The sequence below is a fragment of the Clostridium senegalense genome (assembly GCF_018916625.1).
GTDB lineage: Bacteria > Bacillota > Clostridia > Clostridiales > Clostridiaceae > Clostridium_J > Clostridium_J senegalense.
Genome location: NZ_JAHLNC010000006.1, coordinates 25,775 through 44,544 on the forward strand (window position 1 = coordinate 25,775; position 18,770 = coordinate 44,544).

Sequence of the window (18,770 nt, forward strand, 5' to 3'; positions counted from 1 at the left end):
TGATAATTCAATTATAAAAATTAAAAGGTAGGGATTTAAATGATAAAGGTAGTTGCTAGAAATGTTGCTAAAGAGAATAAACTTACTGAAGTTATTCAGCTTTATAAAGAACTAGTAGGATTAACAAGGAAAGAAGAAGGATGTATAAAGTATGAATTGTATCAAGATGAAAATGATCCTACAATTATTACGATGATTGAAGAGTGGGAAAGTAGAAAGGCTTTGGATGAGCATTTGAAATCAGAGCATTTTACTAGAATTGTTCCAAAGATAAAAAAGTTCATGACGAAACAAACAGATATGAATGTATACAATAAATTAATTTAATACTTGTGATAAAAATTGGGTAACTTTACGCAAGTCAATATTAATTTATGTATGAATAATATGTTAAAATAAAAAACTTCCAACATTGTAATCTAGGTTAATGTGTTGGAAGTTTTTTATTTTAACAATCGCCTAATAAATCAAAATTTAAATCGCTTAATAAATGATTAGTAGTAGTTACATTTAGATTCTTTTTTATTGCAAAAATTATAGCTGAATCTCTTGAATCTTTTACATATAATTGTCCTACGTTTCCAAGGGTTAAAATTCTTTGTATTTCTTCAAGATTTAATTTAGCAGCAATACAAAGTTGTAAAATTTTATCACGACTAGGTTTTTTCTTTCCGCTTAAAATTTGATAAGCATAAGTTCTATCAAGATTAGAGTCATCTATGATTTTACTTTTTTTTAGTTTTTTTTCATGTAGAATATTTTGAAAATAAGTGCAAAAATCTAAGTTGTTAAAAGCAGTTTTAGTTTCATTTATGTATGTATTTAATTTGGTTGTATCATCTATTGAATTTAATATATCTAAAAGTTCAGAAGTTTTTTTATCTTTCACAAGTACAATCCTCCTTAAAATTTATTGGTGTGATTATCATAAGCATACCAGTATGATATAATTTTCATTGGAGAAAAGCAACGATTAAAGGGGAGTTTTAATGGAAGATTTACTTAAAGAATATGTAGAATATAGATTATCAAATTATAAAATATTAACTAAGCTTAGTGAAAATAAAAAAAGTAAGATTTTTTTAGTACAACATATTGAGACAAATGTTATTTATGTAAAAAAAATTCTTAATAATTATGATATAGAAGTTTATAAAGAAATACAAAATATTAGGAGTATATATACACCATATATCTATGAGGTTTTAGAATATAGTGGTAAATTAATATTAATAGAAGAGTTTATAAATGGTTCTACATTAGAAAAAACTTTAGAAAATATTAGTGAGCCTTTAAGTGAAATTAAAACTATTGAATATATAAGTTGTCTTTGTAATATACTAGAAAAACTTCATAGTTTAAAAAAACCTATAATTCACAGAGATATAAAGCCATCTAATATTATTATAAGTAATGATGATGTTTTGAAATTAATAGATTATGATGTGGCCAGGACTTATAAAACAGAGGAAAATCATGATACAGTTATTATGGGTACACATGAGTATGCGCCACCAGAACAATTTGGATTTTCACAAACAGATTGTAGGAGTGATATATATTCTATAGGAATATTAATGAATTTTATGACAACAAAGGATTATCCTAAAAATAAAAAAAATGATGGAATTTTAAAAGAAGTAATAGAAAAGTGTACAAAATTTTTACCAAATGATAGGTATCAATCCGTTAGAGAATTACAAGAAGAATTAAAATTAAAGCTAAACTCATATAAAGAAGATTCTATATGTAGAGTAAATTTGTCCAATATGGGATTATCAGAAATAGGACCTTTAGACTTAAAGGAAAAGGTTGATGTATTTAGAAACTTTTTTAATAAGGAGATAGAAAATTATAAATATAAACCGGATAATATGACTTTGAAAAATTTTTATAAGGCTATTCCTGGGTTTAGAAGTGGCCAAACCTGGAAAAGAATTATAGCATGTATTTGGTATATATTTTTAATGCTTATAGTAGTAATTATATTTCCTACTTCAAAAAATATTTCTAAAGATGTGATAATGTTTCTAATGTTTATAGTATTAACAATTTTATATACAAATTTTTTAAATATAAGAAAACACATACCTATAATAAATAATTTGAAAATTTATATAAGAATTTTAGGTTATGTATTATATACATTTATAACTATAATGATAACAGGGGCACTTTTAAATTAAAAAATATTTTTTTACTCTCTTTGTATGCTTACAGCATACCAAATAAAATAATATAAGTTTTATAATAAATCTGTCGCAATAAGTTATGTGACAGATTTATTTTTTGGGGTGATGTAATATGAACAAAGGAAAAGTTAAAAAGAAAATTTATAAAAGATGGTGGTTTTGGATTGTAGCAATTATTTTTATTTTAATATTAGCAAATCCACTTAATAAAAATAGTAAAACTGTTAAAGAGAAAAATATTGTTGAAAGTGATAAAAAGAAATCAGATGAAAAAGTAGTAAAAGATAAAACTAAAACAAGAGATAACTCAACTGCAGTAGAAACGGTATTAGCAACGGGAAGTTTTATAGTAGGACAAGACATACCTAAAGGAAGATATGTATGTACTAGTGATTCAAGTGGAAATTTTGTTATTTATGATAAGGATAATATTCCAGTAGTTAATGAAATTTTAGGGGATGAAAATTTGGGGGTTACAAAAGTGACTGTTGATATTAAGGATGGCGAAAAAATAGATATAGGTGGAATTAAAAATGTTAAATTTACTCCAGCAAATACTGAGTTATTAAAGGAGTTAACTACAGGAATATGGGAAGTTGGTCTTGATATTAAAGAAGGTAGATATGTTGCATCATCAGCTAAGGGACAAGGGAATTTTATAGTTTATAGAAAGGGTCTTCCAATAACTAATGAAATATTATCTAATTCAGGAGAGTTTGGAGTTCCTAGTATAACACTTGAAATTAAAAATGGGGATTTAATTCAAATAAGTGCATTAGAGAAAGTTATATTTAATTCAAAATAAAGCTAATAATGGAGGTTAAATAAGTAATGAAAAGAAGTAAAGCATTAGTTATATCAGCAGTATTAGGTATTATATATTCAATTTATTTAGTAAGTTATTTTGGTGGAACAATATTTGGGGCTGGGTCAGGAGCTGAAGCTGTAGGTGGTGCAATTGCAACAGCATTAGTTACACCACATATGATATGTATAGTTTTAGCTACAATATTTAATACACTAGGTGCATTTTTAAATAAATCTGGGTTTGCATTGACAGGTGCAATACTTTATTGTGTTGGTGGTGTTGTATTTATAATGTATATATTCTTTGTTATGCCAATGATAGTGCTAAGCTTTGTTGGGTACGGAAAAGTTAAAAAGAATATGATTTTAAGTAAATAATAAATTGGATAAAAACTGTATTAAAATAGGATTTAAATTCTAGTTTAATACAGTTTTTTAGTATGTATAAAAATATATGTAATATTATATATTTTTTTATAGATAAACCAAATAAATACTTATATTTCAATTTAAATTTTAAAACAACTATAAAAAATATTAAAGTTTTTATAAATGATAACGAATTCATTATTGTAGAACAAAACATCAAAAATATTAGGAAAATTAAGAAATGTTAATTTATTTTTAGGAGGTATATTATGAAATCACAAAAACTTGCTGCAATTATGTTATCAGCAGTAGTAATATTAGGGGCTGCTAGTCCAATTTTAATGGAAGGTACTACAGTTCAAGCTAAGGAGATAAGCACTAAAAATATACAAACAAAAATATCTACTAATATTGGAATTGGTCAAGAATCATGGGGTTCTACTGTATTTGCTCCATATGTAGATGCTTGTTCGTATCCTGTATTTTCGCTTACTGATTATGCAAAGGCAACAGGAACAAAACACTTTATATTAGGTTTTGTAGTTGATAAAAATGGACAACCATCTTGGGGAACATATTATGATATGGAGGAAGGTCCTACAGATTATCAAGGTGGTAGTTTGTTAAAAGAAATTCAAGGTTTAAGACAAATGGGCGGAGATGTAATGGTTTCCTTTGGTGGAGAAGCTAATGTACCATTAGCATCATCAATTAAAGATATTAATAAATTGAAGGATACTTATAAAAAAATTATTAAGGATTATGGATTAACACATGTAGATTTTGATATTGAAGGGGCATGGACAGCAGATTTTGATTCTATAGAAAGGCGTTCAGAAGCCCTTGCATTACTTCAAAAAGAGCTTAAAGCTGAAAATTATCCTCTTGAAGTATGGTATACACTACCAGTGTTGCCTTCAGGAATGACTAATGGAGTAGACGTAGTAAAAAGTGCAGTTAAACATGGCGTAGACTTAAGCGGTGTAAATGTAATGACTATGTGTTTTGGTAGCAAAGTACCAGACGGAACTATGGGAGATTTAGTTATAGATTCAGCTAAAAGCGTTCATAAACAATTAAAAAATATATACACTCAAGCTAATATAAAGAAAAGTGATGCAGATATTTGGAAAATGATAGGAGTTACTCCTATGAATGGTTTAGATTATAGTGGAAATATAGTTGATCAAAATGAAGCAAAGGAAGTTTTGAATTTTGGTAAAACTGTAGGAATGAGACTTATAGGTATGTGGTCTGTAAATAGGGATTTCCAAAATTCTCAAGGAAAGACTAATTATGTTTCTATAAATGATAGTTCTATATTACAAGAAAAGTTTGAGTTTGGTAAAATACTTTCAAAATATGATTCAAATGATGGAACAGAAGTAATAGAAAAACCAGATACAGAAGATCCAGGCGATGGTGGTGAAGTAGATGGAGTTTCTGCATATAAAACAGATAGAGCATATGTAGCAGGAGAACAAGTAAGTTATAAAGGAAAGATTTATGAAGCAAAATGGTGGACAAAGGGAGACTTGCCAGATGCAAAAGTAAGTAATTCATGGGAAACACCATGGAAATTAATTAAAGATGGCACAGATGTAGAGACTCCAGGAGAAAAACCAGATGAAAAACCAGGAGAAGATGGAGAAACATCAGAAGATGCACCATTATATAATTCTGATAAGGAATATATGGCAGGAGATAAAGTAACTTATAACGGAAAAGTATATAAAGCTAAATGGTGGTCAAAAAACTTTGCACCAGATGCAAAAGTAAGTAATTCATGGGAAACACCATGGGAATTAGTAGGGTAGATAAAATATAAATAATGAATTAAAAGCTGTCTTAAAAGTAAAATTAAGACGGCTTTTAGTTTATAAAAATGTATAAAGAAATAATTTTAAACTAAGATTATACTAAAGTACATAAATAAGAGAAAGTAGTGAAAACAATGAGAGTATTTTTTGCAATTACATTTTATGAAGAAACAAAAGATAAATTATTAGAGTATAAAAATTTAGTAGCTAGTAATTCAATTAAAGGAAAATTCACAGATAAAGATAATCTTCACATAACACTTGAATTTATAGGAGAAGTTGATGAAAAAAGTTTGAAAGTATTAATTAGTATATTACATAGATTACAAAAAAGTCCAAGAAACCTTGTTACATCTGATATTGGTTCATTTAAAAAAGGAAATAAAGAAATAATTTGGCTTGGAATTAAAAAAAATGAAGAACTTATAGAATTACAAAGGGAGTTAAAAAAATTATTAGTGGATAATAAATTTAAAGTTGATGATAGAAAATATACCCCTCATATTACAATTGGAAGACAAATAATTCTTGATAATAAAATAAAAGCAAACAAATTTGAATCCATAGAAATTCCTATACGTTCTATAGCAATTATGGAAAGTAAAAGGGTTAATGAAAAGTTGGTTTATGAGCCATTAGAAGAAATAATGTTGAAAAACATACACTAGAATTATAAAGAAGTATTTTTTTATTTTTGGTTTCATTTTATAATTAAAATATATAGAAATTAAATATTTCATAGTTAATTGTAAAATTAAATTTATAAATGAGAATAATTTGTTTGAAATATTATAAAACTTAATGGATACAAAATTCCACTATTGAATGTAAATATTATATATGAGGGCATTATATATGAATGAAGATACGAAATATAAAAAAATTATAGAAATTGTTCAAAATAAATTAACTTGTTCAGCACATAATTTGGATCATGTATTTAGAGTTTATAATATGTGTAGGTTACTTGCAGAATATGAGAACAATGTTGATTTAGAGGTTTTAATTCCATCAGCATTATTACATGATATTGCAAGAGTAGAAGAGAGTAATGATAAAACTGGGGAAATCGATCATGCTATTTTAGGTAGTGAAATTGCAGAACATATATTAATAGATTTAAATTATGAGAAAGAAAAAATAGAAAAAATAAAGCATTGTATTGTTACACATAGGTTTAGAACAGGAAATGAGCCAAAAACAATAGAAGCTAAAATACTTTTTGATGCAGATAAACTTGATGTTATTGGAGCAAGTGGAATAGCTCGTACTTTTATGTTAGCAGGGCAATTTGGTCAAAGATTAATAGTAGATGAATCAATAGATGATTATTTAGAAATTAATACTGTTGAAAATGGAAGATTAAAAGATGTTTCTAAACATACACCTTTTATTGAATATGAAGTAAAATTTAAAAAAATTCCTAATAAATTGTACACAAAGAAAGTAATAGAAATAGGTAAAGAAAGACTAAAATTTATGGATGAATATTTCAGCAAATTAAAGTCGGAGATTAAAGGTGTTGAATAAAAATAGTTTATTATACATTAAGTAAATTAAAATCTATTCAATTCATTTAAATATACAGTTATGAAATACAATATTAAAGAAAGATATGGTGGGGGTATGAAAATTGTATAAAATATTGATAGTAGAGGATGATGTGATTTTAAACAATGGAATTAGTTTTAATTTTAAAATGGATGGATTTGAAGTATTTCCAGCTTTTACATTAGAAGAAACTAAGATTATTTTATATAAAGAAGATATTGATATTATTATATTAGATGTTAACTTACCAGATGGAAGTGGATTTGAATTTTGTAAAGAGATAAGAAAAACGTATTCTAATCCTATTATATTTCTTACTGCTTGTGATATGGAATTAGATGTTATAACAGGACTAAAAATTGGTGGTGATGATTATATTACAAAACCCTTTAGTTTAAATATATTAAGGGAAAGAGTTTTAGCAGTTTTAAGAAGATATGGTAAAAGTAAAAGTATTATTTTAGATATATTAAAAAGTGGTGAATTTGAATTTGACTTTGATAATATGACTATATATAAAAATGGAGAAATAATAGATTTGCCACCAACAGAATATAAAATTTTAAAAAAATTAGTAACATCAAAAGGTGAGATTTTAACAAGACAAACATTATTAGAATCCATATGGGAAGATGATAGGTATATAGAAGAACATGCATTAACAGTAAATATTAATAGACTTAGAAGAAAAATAGAAGATAATCCATCAAAGCCCAAATATATTAAAACTATTTATGGTGTAGGATATTGTTGGGGTGGTGAAGTGAATTGAAAAGTGTAAAATTACTCTTATTAGATAATTTATACAAAGTATTTATTATGATTATTTTAATTATAAGTAGTATTTTTCTTTTATGTACTAAATATAAATTAAAAAATGTTGTAGATGTAAATATAGATTTAAATGAATTATTAAATTATATTTTTATTATGAATAGTATATTTATATTTATTATTTTCATACTTATCACTGGATTTGTATATTTATTAAGGAATAAGGTTTTAAACTTTTCTAATAGAATGAGTGACATTATTGATAAAATTATATGTAATGAAGAAAATATTGTATTTGATACAGATAAGGAAACTTTACTTTCAAAACTTGAAAATAAATTAAAACAACTTGTTGATATAATAGAAACTGATAGAAAAAAATATTTCATGGAAAAAGATAGTATCAAATCTTTAATTTCAGATATTTCACATCAAATAAAAACTCCAATAGCTAATATATGTATGTACAATGATACATTAATTGAAAGAGAATTAGATGAAAATAATGAAAAACTATTTTTAAGTAATATGAGAAATCAAGTTTCAAAGCTCCAATGGTTAGTACAAGCCTTAATTAAAATGTCTAGACTTGAAAGTAATATAATTACGCTTAATAATAAAAATACTTTTTTAATGGATACTATAGCAATTTCTTTAAAAGGGATTTATTTAAAGGCAGAAAATAAAAATATAAAACTTACAGTTAGCTGTCCGCAAAAGTTGAAGTTATGTCATGATAAAAAATGGACCAGCGAAGCAATATTTAATATTATTGAAAATGCAGTTAAATATACTGAAAATGGAGGGGAAATTCAGATTATAGTAGATGAATGGCAACTATTTACTAAAATAGATATTACAGATACAGGTATTGGTATAGAAAATAAAGACATAAATAATATATTTAAAAGATTTTATAGAGGTAAGGAAGTAAATGAATTTGAAGGTGTAGGAATCGGATTATATTTAGCGAATGAAATAATCACAAAACAAGGTGGATATATTAAAGTAAATTCTAAAAAAGGTAAGGGCAGTACTTTCTCAATATTTTTAAAGAATTAAAAGTAGCAACATTTTTATTATGCTGCTTTTTTTTGTATAGACATTCAAAACAAATCACAAATTTATTAACTTAAAAAAGTAACAATCTTAAAATTGAAAATTAAAAGGTGTATAAATATAAATATCACTAAACTGTTACTTTTAGACTTTAAAATATCTCAATTCTGTGAGGTCTGTAGCAATATAGTAGTGATATTATAATGCTAACAGGTATTTGAGAGGAGATAAAAGATATGGGTATATTAAAAGTAGAAAATTTAAAAAAACATTATGGTAAAGATGAAAATTTAGTTAAGGCCTTAGATGGTGTTAGTTTAGAGATAGATAAGGGGGAGTTTGTTGCCATAGTAGGAACATCAGGCTCTGGAAAGAGTACATTATTGCATTTAATAGGGGGATTAGATAGGGCCAGTAAAGGTAAAGTTGTTATTGATAATAAAGAAATATTTTCAATGAATGATGATGAACTTACAATTTTTAGACGTAGAAATATAGGGTTTATATTTCAAAATTATAACCTTGTTCCAATTTTAAATGTATATGAAAATATAGTATTACCAATAGAACTTGATGGAGAAAAAGTTGATTGTAAATATGTTGATGAAATAATAGAAACTTTAGGATTAACAGATAAAATTAACAGGCTCCCTAACAATCTTTCAGGTGGTCAACAACAAAGGGTAGCTATTGCTAGATCATTAGTAACTAAACCCTCTATTATACTAGCAGATGAACCAACAGGAAATTTAGATTCTAAAACAGAACAAGAAGTACTAGGACTTTTGAAGTTTACAAGCAATAAGTTTAATCAAACTATAATCATGATTACTCACAATGAACAAATAGCACAGATGGCAGATAGAATAATTAGAATTGAAGATGGAAAAATTGTTGTGAATAGGGGGTAGAAATTATGTTGCAAAATAATAATAGAAATTCTGTTAATAAATTGAGTAAAAAAAGCTTGAAAGCTAATAAAATGAGAAATGTATGCGCAATACTTGCAATAATATTAACTACCATATTAATAACAATTACTATATCAGGAGGTATGACATTTTATAAAACTAACAAGATTTATGATATAGTTTCTAATTATAATGTTAATTGTGATGGATATCTTAACATAAACAAAGAAAGTGAAAAAAAGTTAAATTCAGTAGATAATGTTGATAAGGTAGGAATTATTCAATTAGCTAGTGTTGAAGGGGTTAAAAATAAAGAATTATTAAATGAAAATATAGCTTTAGAATCGGTGAAAAATAAAATTGCATTTGATATGATGGCTGTAGTTCCTATAGAAGGTTCTTACCCTAAAAAACCAGAGGAAGTTTTTGTTCCAACTTGGATATTAGAAGTTTTAGAGATAGAGAAAAAAGTTGGGGGGAAAATAAATTTAGATGTTGAAATTAACGGTGAAGTTAAGACTATAGAGTGTGTTTTAAGTGGTTATTATGAGTCTTTAGTACCAAGGGGTTCAAATCAAACAAAAATTTTTGTGAGTAATGAATTTATAGAAAAGTATAATAGTGAAATAATAGATAAAAAAAATACTAAAGTAGCCTTTATTACTCTTAAAAATTTAAATGATGAATCTTCATTTAAGACAGCTAAAGATGAAATACAAAAGATAGGACAAAAAATAGGAGCGTTAAGTTATAAAGCAAACCCTAAATATGATAAAGAAGAAAATGGAATGTTTCAATCAGACAACATGGAACAAGTCATAGCTATAAGTGTTGGATTATTAATAGTTATGATTACTGGATATTTAATAATATATAATATTTTTCATATATCTGTAGCTAAAGATATTAGATTTTATGGTCTTTTAAAAACAATTGGAACTACATCAAAACAACTAAAAAAAATAATACTAAAACAAGCAATTAAACTTTCTATTATAGGTATACCAATAGGACTTATTTTAGGATATATTGTGTCAATAATTATTATTCCTATGGCACTTGAATTTACTATATTTGGCAATATAACTGTGGTTTCCCATAGCTTAAGTATGTTTTTAGTATCAACAATTTTTTCATTAATAACTGCTTTAATAAGTTGTAATAAGCCAGCAAGAGTGGCAGGAAAAGTTTCACCGATTGAAGCAGTTAGATATGTAATTTCTGATAATGAATCAAAGAAAAAGGTTAAAAAAGGTGCCTATGGAGCTAAAATTTACAAGATGGCATGGAGTAATATTATAAAAAATAAGAAAAGAGTTATACTATCTATACTTTCAATTTCATTAAGTGCCTTAACTGTTATATTCACTGTAAATGCAACTATGGGGTTAGACTCTAAAAAGCATGCAGATGCTCAAATGGCATCAGATATTTCAATTGAAAATCTTGTATATAATGGTATTCAGTCAGGCAAAGGATATGAACCTATAACAGAAGAATTCATAGAGAAAATTAAAGAGTTGGATATGGTAGAAAATGTAACGCCTTATTATAGTGGAATTACACCGGAACAGGATGGAACAATAATTAGTTTTTGGAGTAAAATTAAAATTGATGAAAAATTTAAAAAAGAACTACAAAGTTATGGTGATCCTAGCAAAAAATATATAGGATTTAGTATTGATCCAATAGATAAAAATACAATATATGCAAGTGTTAGAGCTTTAAAGGCTGATATGATAGATAAAGAAGTAGAAAACTTAAAGATTATTGATGGAACTATAGATAAAAATGAATTTAAAAAAGGAAACAATATTATATATTATCCTACATCAGAAAAAGATAACTCTGTAAAAGCTGGAGATGCTTTACCTTTAACTTTTGAAGTAGTAGATGAAAATGGGAAGCTAAAAGAAGTTAAAAAAGATTTTAAAGTTATGGCTGTTGTGTCAAAGAAAGATGGTGAATTTGCATCAAATAATTTAGAATTTTTAAATATAGAAGAAAATGCATTTAAAGAAATATTCTCTGATTATAAAAATTATGTAGATTGTCTTAATGTTGAATTAAAAGATGGAACTGATTTAAAAAATGCAGACAAAATTATATCAAAACTTATTATTGAATCTGGAAATAGTTCTTTAAAATTAAGTTCCAAAAACTTTTTTATAGAAGGATTAAAAAGTATTAAAGTAATATTTTTATCAATTGGAGCTATTATTTCAGGTATTTTAGGGTTAATAGGAATTATAAATGTAATGAATACAGTTCTAACAGGTATTTTTTTAAGAAGAGTAGAATTTGCTATGCTTGAATCTATCGGTATGACAAAAAAGCAGCTTAAAAAGATGATATTATTTGAAGGACTATATTATATAATATTATCATCATTACTCATAATACCATTAGGAATTACTGTGTCATATGTAGCGCCAATGATGTTACCGATTTATGGAGGATTAAACATTTCTATATGTATAATATCAATTTTAGTAGCTATAACAATTATAGCCATATTAATAATGATAATTCCAATTATCGGATATAAATTGGTGAGTAGAGAAAGTATAGTAGAAAGACTTAACTTCGTAGAATAGAATAAAATTAATTTTAGAGGTGTAATATAGAAATAACGCCTCTAATTTTTATTGAAAATATTTCAATTTTAAAATTAGTGTTAAATTTAAGCTTTTAGAAAAGTATAAATTGAAAATTTCGTTAAAAACTTATATTATAAAGCATATAAAGTTTTACAAAGGAGTATCATTATGAAAAAAATATATTTATCACATCTTTTAGAGGATAAAGATATGGAGAAAGTTTTAAAAAATTATCCTATTGGTATAGAAATAATAGAGTTTGGCATTGGTCAATCATTAGACTGTAAAGAAGAAAGTTTGAAAAACTATAAGGAAAGATTAAATAAAATAATAAAAAATCCATCACTTTCAGTACATGGACCTTTCTTAGATTTATGCCCTGCAAGCTTTGATAGTTTAATAAAAGATGCTACTATGAAAAGGTTTGAAAGTTCCTATTGTATGGCAAAAGAAATAGGTGCAGAACGTATAATTTTTCATACGTGTTTTAATGAAATGGTATATTTTAAGAGCTCTTGGGAATATAATTCTAAAATATTTTGGAAAGAATTTTTATCTAATAAAGATGATTCAATAAAAATACATATAGAAAATGAATATGATAGCGATTATGAGCATATTGCAAATCTTATAGATGGAGTAAATCATCCTGCATTTTCAGCATGTCTTGATATAGGTCATGCAAACTATTGTTCTAAAATACCATTAGAAGATTGGATAAAAGGGCTTGGCAAAAGGATTGGGCATGTACATTTACATAATAATTACGGAATAAAAGATAATCATAATGGAATTTTAAATGGAGACATTTCTATCTTAGATGTTTTAAATAAAATTAATGAAACGTCTAAAGAAGCAACATGGACCTTAGAAGTTGGCAAATATGATGAAATAATTAGTTCATTAGAATGGTTAAAAGAAAAGAAATTTTTATAAAAACTTTATATATTTAAATTATATTATAAAAAATCCTCCTTTCGGTTATAAGTAGTTGGTTTTTATACCAATACTTAAAATACAAAGGAGGATTTTTTATATAAATTACTATGTTTTATTACAAATATGGAGTAATAAAATAGTGTTGTATCAAAGCTAACATTAAATTAAAGATTAATATTAAAGAAATAATAATTATATGACGTTTTTTATGCATTACTACAATAGCTATATATTCTCTAATTAATGCATTTGGCAAGAAATAAAGTGCTGTTTTTGAACCAATTCCTTGGCTTTTTAAGCCGGCCATTTTTGCATATAGAGCAGCACGAAATAAATGAAAATTATTTGTTGTAAATATGCTATTGTATTTATTATTACTTAAATTATCCATTATATTTTTTGAATATGTCATATTTTCAAAGGTGGTAGTTGATTTATCTTCTAAAATTGTATCTTCAAATGGAATACCTTTTTCAACTGCATATTTTTGCATAGCTAAGGATTCTGAAATTTTTTCATCATTTCCTTGTCCGCCAGAAAAAATAATTTTCGGAGGAGTTGTAACAATACTTTGCTTATTATAAAATTCAATTGCTTTATTAATGCGACTTGCCAATAGAGGTGGAACCTTATCTCCAATTAATCCACTACCTAAAACGATAATAAAATCTTGATTTAATTTTGGATGGTTAAATTGATATAAAAATGATATCATCAAAAAATTAAAAACATCAAAGAAATAATATAATGAAATTACAACAAAACTACTTAAGAAAATATTTATTTCTTGAGAAAATAAATTGGTTGATAAGATAAATGAGCCAATAAGGAATAATATTAATCCAATAGCTATGAATAAAGTTAATAAATTAGAAAAACGTTTTCCCTCACGATTTATAAGAATTTTAGTATTTATGAATAAGCCTACTATTAATGCGTGAATACCAAATATAGGAATCAACAATAAGAAAAAAATAAAAATAAGAGCTATAATAATTAAAAAACGATTTTGTGTTGAAAATGCAGCATATATAGATGTTATTATAGCTGAAAATAAAAATATATTAAATAATAATCCATTAATTAACTTTCTTGAATCAAGCAGATAAGATGTTAAAAAAATTATAAATGTAAATAATGTTAAGCCTAATAGAAAAAACATGATGTAACCTCCATATGATTTTAAGTTGAGTTTTATTTAAAATTCATTCAATATATATTTTATCCTAAAAAGTATAAATATTATATGTTTTTTAATAGCACTTAATTATATATAATAAATTTTAAACAGTGAAAATATGCTAAAAGTATATAAAGTTGTAAAATTAAGCTTTTTACTTTTGATATAGGTTAAAAATAAAGCTTATTTCATTATATGATAGTATAATGAATGTGTATAGTAAAAACTAAAAGCATATAGGGAAGAGAGTTTTATAAGATTATATATTAAGCGAGAGGAGTATTGGACAAATGATAATAGTTGATATACCAGGTTATAAAAGTATTGGAATAAAAAATGTTGTCTTTGATTTTAATGGTACCATTGCAGAAGATGGTGTATTAATTGAAGAAGTAAAAGAAAAAATCAAAGAATTATCATGTGAAGACGTTAATATATTTGTTGTTACAGCAGATACTTATGGTACTGTAGAAAAGCAATGCATGGAACTTCCTGTTAAAGTAAAAATTTTTAATAAAGATGATGCATGTGAAGATAAAAAGAAAATAGTTCAGGAGCTTGTTAGGGATAGTACTGTAGCCATTGGCAATGGGAAAAATGACATAGAAATGTTTAAAAACAGTATAATATCTATAGCTATAATTGGAAAAGAAGGATGTTTTACTAAAGCTGTGTTTCAAGCTGATATTGTAGTAAATAATATAGTTGATGCAATAGATTTAATATTAAAGAAAAATAGAGTAAAAGCTACATTAAGAACATAATATCTTTTAAAGAAAAAGAGGGGAGATTTTAGTGGAAAAATACATAACATTCATAAAAAACGCTTGGGAAAATTTTATATATGATGATATTATAAATGAACAAGTAAGAAATGAAATATTAGAATCATGGATTAGATGTAAAAAATATAATGTTAATCCTATGGGTGGAAAAGGTAAAAATAAGCATAGTAATATTAAAGAGCTTATAGATAAAAATAGGGAATTAATAAAAATAGCTAAGCCAGTTATGGAAAGTGTATATAAAATAGTTGAAGGGTCAAGTTTTGCTATGATTTTAGCAGATAAAGATGGTTATATACTTGAGGTTATTGGTGATGAAGATATAATGGATAGGGTAAATGAATTAAATTTTTTAAAAGGTGAATTATGGAGTGAAGAAGAAGTTGGTACTAATGCAATAGGAACTGCTCTTTATTTAAAAAAACCAATACAAACAATAGGAGCAGAGCACTTTGGTATAAGTCAACATTCTTGGACATGCTCTGCATCACCTATATACGATGAAGATAAAGAGATAATAGGATGTATAAATATGTCTGGAAATTATTATGATGCACATTCACATACTTTAGGAATAGTGACATCTGCAGCAGAATCAATACAAAAACAATTTGCTTTAAGTAGGTCATATAACCTTTTGAATATAACCTTTAATTCCATATCAGATGGAATGATAGTCATTGATTCAGATAGTAACATTAAGAGGATAAATGGTAGAGCTTTAGAGGTATTAAACTTAACTTTAGATGATGTTATGAATTTAGAAATTAAAAATTTAATTACTAATATTGATTTTAAAGCATTATTAAAAGGTGATAAAAAAGAAATTTATAATATTGAGAGTGATTTTAAAATAAAAAATGACAAAATAAAATGTATTGTTAACGCAGTTCCAATGAATGTAAATAATAAAAATATTGGTATGGTAATAACTTTTAAAGAAACAAAACATATACATAAATTAGTTAGTAAACTAGCAGGATTTAAAGCTAGCTATACCTTTGATGATATAATAACAGAAAATAAGAATATGAAAAATATGATAGTATTAGCGAAAAAATCTGCTAAAAGTGATTGCAATGTATTAATAGAAGGGGAAAGTGGAACAGGAAAAGAACTTTTAGCGCAATCTATACATAACTATAGTGATAGAAGAAATAAACCGTTTGTAGCTGTAAATTGTGCATCTATACCAAGAGAATTAGTAGAAAGTGAACTTTTTGGTTATGAAAAAGGGGCATTTACTGGAGCAGCTAAAGAAGGGCATGCAGGAAAATTTGAATTGGCAGATGGAGGAACAATATTTTTAGATGAAATAGGTGAATTACCGCTAGATATGCAGAGTAAACTTTTAAGGGTTTTAGATAATGGAAAAATAATTAGGGTGGGAGGAACTTTTGAAAAGCAATTAGATGTAAGGGTAATAGGTGCAACAAATAGAATATTAAAAAAAGAAGTAAATAGAAAAAATTTTAGAAATGATCTTTATTATAGATTAAGTGTTATGAATATTAAAACAATACCGTTAAGGCAACGAAAGGAAGACATAGGATTGTTAGTTAATTATTTTACAAAAAACTTATCTATAAAAAAAGGAATAGAAGTTAAAAAAATTAATAAAGATTATGTGGAAAAGTTAAAAGATAACTATTGGGAAGGTAATGTTAGAGAATTAAGAAATGTTGTAGAACGTGATTTTTATTTAAGTGAAAAAAATATATTAGTTTCTTATGAAGTAGAAAATACATGTAAAAAAGAGGAGAAAACATTTGAAAATGTAGTTGCTATTAAAACATTAGAAAAAGAAGCTATAGAAAAAGCTATAATACAAAGTAATGGGAATATGGTTCAAGCGGCAAATTTATTACAGATAGGACGATCTACACTTTATAGAAAAGTAAAGAAATATAATATTGCTTATAAAATTTAAAGTGTATCAAAATGAGAAAAAAAGATAGATGTATCAAAATGAAACAATTATTCTTGTTTCATTTTGATACATTTTTTATTTTACACTTATAATCAAATATATGGTGTATTGTAGAAAATATGTAAGAAAGACTAATTTAAAAATTAACAAAATAAAGAATTAAAATAGTTGGCATAATTATTGCTTTATTTAATTGTGAATAGTTTAACTAATAAAATTTAGGAGGAATATTATGAAAGCAGCATTATGGTATAAGAAAAATGACGTTAGAGTTGAGGAAATAGAAGAACCTAAAGTTGTAAAGGGAAGTGTGAAAATAAAAGTTAAGTGGTGTGGTATATGTGGTTCTGATTTACATGAGTATTTAGGAGGACCGATTTTTATACCAGTAGGTCAGCCACATCCTTTAAGTGGTACTACTGCACCTGTTGTATTAGGACATGAAATTTCTGGAGAAGTAGTTGAGATCGGAGAAGGTGTTTCCAATTTAAAAATTGGAGATAGGGTAATTGTTGAACCAATAGTAGCATGTGGAAAATGTCCAGCTTGTTTAGAAGGGAAATATAATTTATGTTCATCTTTAGGATTCCATGGACTTTGTGGAAGTGGTGGTGGATTTGCTGATTATACTGTATTTCCACAAGAATTTATACACAAGATACCAGAAGGCATGAGTTATGAACAAGCAGCACTTGTTGAACCGATGGCCGTTGCACTACATTCTATAAGGGTAGCTAATTTTAAAATAGGTGATACAGCATTAGTTTTAGGATCAGGACCTATTGGACTAGCTACAATTGAATGCTTAAAAGCAGCTGGTGCTAAACTTGTTATAGTTTTACAAAGAAAATCAATAAGACAAGAATATGCTAAAAGAGCTGGTGCAGATTTTGTTTTAGATCCAAATGAAGTTGATATAGCATCAGAAGTTAAAAAACTTACAAATGGAGTAGGAGTAGATGCTGCATTTGAAACTACAGGAGCAAAAATAGGTTTTGATACAGGTGTTAATAGCTTAAAATTTGAAGGGACTATGGTAGTTACAAGCATATGGGAAGATGGATTAAATTTCAATCCAAACGTTTTAGTTTTCACAGAGAAAAAAATTGTTGGTACATTAGCTTATAGACACGAATTTGAAGCAACTATGGCTCAAATGAATGATGGAAGGATAAAGGCAGATGGATATATAACAAAGAAAATTCACTTAGATGATATTGTTAAAGAAGGATTTGGTACATTAATAGGTCCAGATAAGAAGAAGCACGTTAAGATATTAGTAACACCAGATAAATCACTTTTATAAAAATTACTATAGAAATATAGGGATGCAATCTATAACTTAAATTTATACATCAAATTTTTGTTATCGGTTGAGAAAAATAAGTACAAATATAGTTAGTTAAGAATTAAGAATTAAAAATTATTGATGAAACTGTGCATCAGTTTCTTAAAGTTAAAAATACATTGAGAATTACTAGGAGCAAAGTGAGTAGTGATAACCACAACTATTCACTATTAACTCTTAACTAAAATAATCTGTTAGTTATTGAAAAAATATTAATTTGAGTTTTCTCATTTGATAAATGAATAAGTTTAAGATTTAATTAGGAACCCTATATAGGGTTCCAAGTTGACTTTTAAAATTATCCATTCCAAAACTTGGATACCCCAAATAGTGAGACATGCTCTGAAGCACTTGGAATTCAACACTATATTTTGTATAAAAATATTTTAAAGTTATTGAATAAATTTAAATTTGAGCTTGTTTCCCTATAGAATTGGTTTAAATAGAAATTGTAATTATTTTAATAATATACGAAAATCCCTCTGAGAATTCAGAGGGATTTTGT

17 protein-coding genes are annotated in these 18,770 nt (G+C 26.0%); 15 read left to right on the top strand and 2 right to left on the bottom strand.

The annotated features are described in order from the left end of the window. Window positions 1–39 precede the first annotated feature (39 nt). Window positions 40–327 carry a putative quinol monooxygenase gene (locus KQI36_RS11210; RefSeq protein WP_061994335.1) on the top strand — a complete coding sequence of 96 codons (288 nt, stop codon included), beginning with the start codon at window positions 40–42 and terminating at the stop codon, window positions 325–327. Between the two features lie 121 nt (window positions 328–448). Here KQI36_RS11210 and KQI36_RS11215 read toward each other — a convergent pair whose 3' ends face one another. Then, window positions 449–889, bottom strand: coding sequence for an XRE family transcriptional regulator (locus KQI36_RS11215; RefSeq protein WP_216450949.1), 441 nt, complete (start codon window positions 887–889; stop codon window positions 449–451). A 100-nt stretch (window positions 890–989) separates the two neighbouring features. On the opposite strand from KQI36_RS11215, the gene KQI36_RS11220 reads away from it, so the two are divergent. From KQI36_RS11220 to KQI36_RS11270, 11 genes are all read left to right on the top strand, one after another. Further along, entirely contained in the window at window positions 990–2,186 is a 1,197-nt protein-coding gene (locus tag KQI36_RS11220; RefSeq protein WP_216450950.1) for a serine/threonine protein kinase, read from the top strand. 118 nt (window positions 2,187–2,304) lie between these two features. After that, the gene (locus tag KQI36_RS11225; RefSeq protein WP_216450951.1) at window positions 2,305–2,997 is read left to right on the top strand and encodes a hypothetical protein; all 693 of its coding nucleotides are present in this window, start codon (window positions 2,305–2,307) and stop codon (window positions 2,995–2,997) included. Window positions 2,998–3,023: 26 nt separating this feature from the next. After that, window positions 3,024–3,377 carry a hypothetical protein gene (locus tag KQI36_RS11230; protein WP_216450952.1) on the top strand — a complete coding sequence of 118 codons (354 nt, stop codon included), beginning with the start codon at window positions 3,024–3,026 and terminating at the stop codon, window positions 3,375–3,377. A gap of 260 nt (window positions 3,378–3,637) precedes the next feature. Then, window positions 3,638–5,185 carry a chitinase gene (locus KQI36_RS11235; RefSeq protein WP_216450953.1) on the top strand — a complete coding sequence of 516 codons (1,548 nt, stop codon included), beginning with the start codon at window positions 3,638–3,640 and terminating at the stop codon, window positions 5,183–5,185. A gap of 137 nt (window positions 5,186–5,322) precedes the next feature. Beyond that, entirely contained in the window at window positions 5,323–5,856 is a 534-nt protein-coding gene (gene thpR / locus KQI36_RS11240) for an RNA 2',3'-cyclic phosphodiesterase (protein WP_216451097.1), read from the top strand. Between the two features lie 187 nt (window positions 5,857–6,043). After that, window positions 6,044–6,718 carry an HD domain-containing protein gene (locus tag KQI36_RS11245; RefSeq protein WP_216450954.1) on the top strand — a complete coding sequence of 225 codons (675 nt, stop codon included), beginning with the start codon at window positions 6,044–6,046 and terminating at the stop codon, window positions 6,716–6,718. A gap of 103 nt (window positions 6,719–6,821) precedes the next feature. Continuing rightward, window positions 6,822–7,511, top strand: coding sequence for a response regulator transcription factor (locus tag KQI36_RS11250; RefSeq protein ID WP_216450955.1), 690 nt, complete (start codon window positions 6,822–6,824; stop codon window positions 7,509–7,511). Then, window positions 7,508–8,575: a sensor histidine kinase gene (locus KQI36_RS11255; RefSeq protein WP_216450956.1), complete on the top strand. Its 1,068-nt coding sequence runs from the start codon at window positions 7,508–7,510 to the stop codon at window positions 8,573–8,575. Before KQI36_RS11250 ends, KQI36_RS11255 begins: the two co-directional genes overlap by 4 nt. A 233-nt stretch (window positions 8,576–8,808) precedes the next feature. Beyond that, the gene (locus tag KQI36_RS11260; RefSeq protein WP_216450957.1) at window positions 8,809–9,483 is read left to right on the top strand and encodes an ABC transporter ATP-binding protein; all 675 of its coding nucleotides are present in this window, start codon (window positions 8,809–8,811) and stop codon (window positions 9,481–9,483) included. Between the two features lie 5 nt (window positions 9,484–9,488). After that, the gene (locus KQI36_RS11265) at window positions 9,489–12,080 is read left to right on the top strand and encodes an ABC transporter permease (protein ID WP_216450958.1); all 2,592 of its coding nucleotides are present in this window, start codon (window positions 9,489–9,491) and stop codon (window positions 12,078–12,080) included. A 171-nt stretch (window positions 12,081–12,251) separates the two neighbouring features. Then, window positions 12,252–13,019, top strand: coding sequence for a sugar phosphate isomerase/epimerase family protein (locus tag KQI36_RS11270; RefSeq protein ID WP_216450959.1), 768 nt, complete (start codon window positions 12,252–12,254; stop codon window positions 13,017–13,019). A gap of 118 nt (window positions 13,020–13,137) precedes the next feature. On the opposite strand, the gene KQI36_RS11275 is transcribed toward KQI36_RS11270, so the two are convergent. Then, complete coding sequence (locus tag KQI36_RS11275; RefSeq protein WP_216450960.1) at window positions 13,138–14,184, bottom strand: YdcF family protein; 1,047 nt, start codon at window positions 14,182–14,184, stop codon at window positions 13,138–13,140. 308 nt (window positions 14,185–14,492) lie between these two features. Between KQI36_RS11275 and KQI36_RS11280 the strand changes: the two genes are divergently transcribed. From KQI36_RS11280 to KQI36_RS11290, 3 genes are all read left to right on the top strand, one after another. Further along, on the top strand, window positions 14,493–14,966 hold the full coding sequence (locus tag KQI36_RS11280; protein WP_216450961.1) for an HAD family hydrolase: 474 nt from the start codon (window positions 14,493–14,495) through the stop codon (window positions 14,964–14,966). Between the two features lie 31 nt (window positions 14,967–14,997). Beyond that, window positions 14,998–16,917: a sigma-54-dependent Fis family transcriptional regulator gene (locus tag KQI36_RS11285; protein ID WP_216450962.1), complete on the top strand. Its 1,920-nt coding sequence runs from the start codon at window positions 14,998–15,000 to the stop codon at window positions 16,915–16,917. Window positions 16,918–17,149: 232 nt separating this feature from the next. Further along, the gene (locus KQI36_RS11290; protein WP_216450963.1) at window positions 17,150–18,223 is read left to right on the top strand and encodes a 2,3-butanediol dehydrogenase; all 1,074 of its coding nucleotides are present in this window, start codon (window positions 17,150–17,152) and stop codon (window positions 18,221–18,223) included. Window positions 18,224–18,770: the final 547 nt, after the last annotated feature.

What these genes read in the sequence shown, in the direction of transcription:
- KQI36_RS11235 (WP_216450953.1), top strand. Translation starts at nt 3,638, where the DNA reads ATGAAATCACAAAAACTTGCTGCAATTATGTTATCAGCAGTAGTAATA.
- KQI36_RS11280 (WP_216450961.1), top strand. Translation starts at nt 14,493, where the DNA reads ATGATAATAGTTGATATACCAGGTTATAAAAGTATTGGAATAAAAAAT.
- KQI36_RS11230 (WP_216450952.1), top strand. Translation starts at nt 3,024, where the DNA reads ATGAAAAGAAGTAAAGCATTAGTTATATCAGCAGTATTAGGTATTATA.
- KQI36_RS11260 (WP_216450957.1), top strand. Translation starts at nt 8,809, where the DNA reads ATGGGTATATTAAAAGTAGAAAATTTAAAAAAACATTATGGTAAAGAT.
- KQI36_RS11225 (WP_216450951.1), top strand. Translation starts at nt 2,305, where the DNA reads ATGAACAAAGGAAAAGTTAAAAAGAAAATTTATAAAAGATGGTGGTTT.
- KQI36_RS11290 (WP_216450963.1), top strand. Translation starts at nt 17,150, where the DNA reads ATGAAAGCAGCATTATGGTATAAGAAAAATGACGTTAGAGTTGAGGAA.
- KQI36_RS11270 (WP_216450959.1), top strand. Translation starts at nt 12,252, where the DNA reads ATGAAAAAAATATATTTATCACATCTTTTAGAGGATAAAGATATGGAG.
- thpR (WP_216451097.1), top strand. Translation starts at nt 5,323, where the DNA reads ATGAGAGTATTTTTTGCAATTACATTTTATGAAGAAACAAAAGATAAA.
- KQI36_RS11245 (WP_216450954.1), top strand. Translation starts at nt 6,044, where the DNA reads ATGAATGAAGATACGAAATATAAAAAAATTATAGAAATTGTTCAAAAT.
- KQI36_RS11220 (WP_216450950.1), top strand. Translation starts at nt 990, where the DNA reads ATGGAAGATTTACTTAAAGAATATGTAGAATATAGATTATCAAATTAT.
- KQI36_RS11210 (WP_061994335.1), top strand. Translation starts at nt 40, where the DNA reads ATGATAAAGGTAGTTGCTAGAAATGTTGCTAAAGAGAATAAACTTACT.
- KQI36_RS11265 (WP_216450958.1), top strand. Translation starts at nt 9,489, where the DNA reads ATGTTGCAAAATAATAATAGAAATTCTGTTAATAAATTGAGTAAAAAA.
- KQI36_RS11275 (WP_216450960.1), bottom strand. Translation starts at nt 14,184, where the DNA reads ATGTTTTTTCTATTAGGCTTAACATTATTTACATTTATAATTTTTTTA.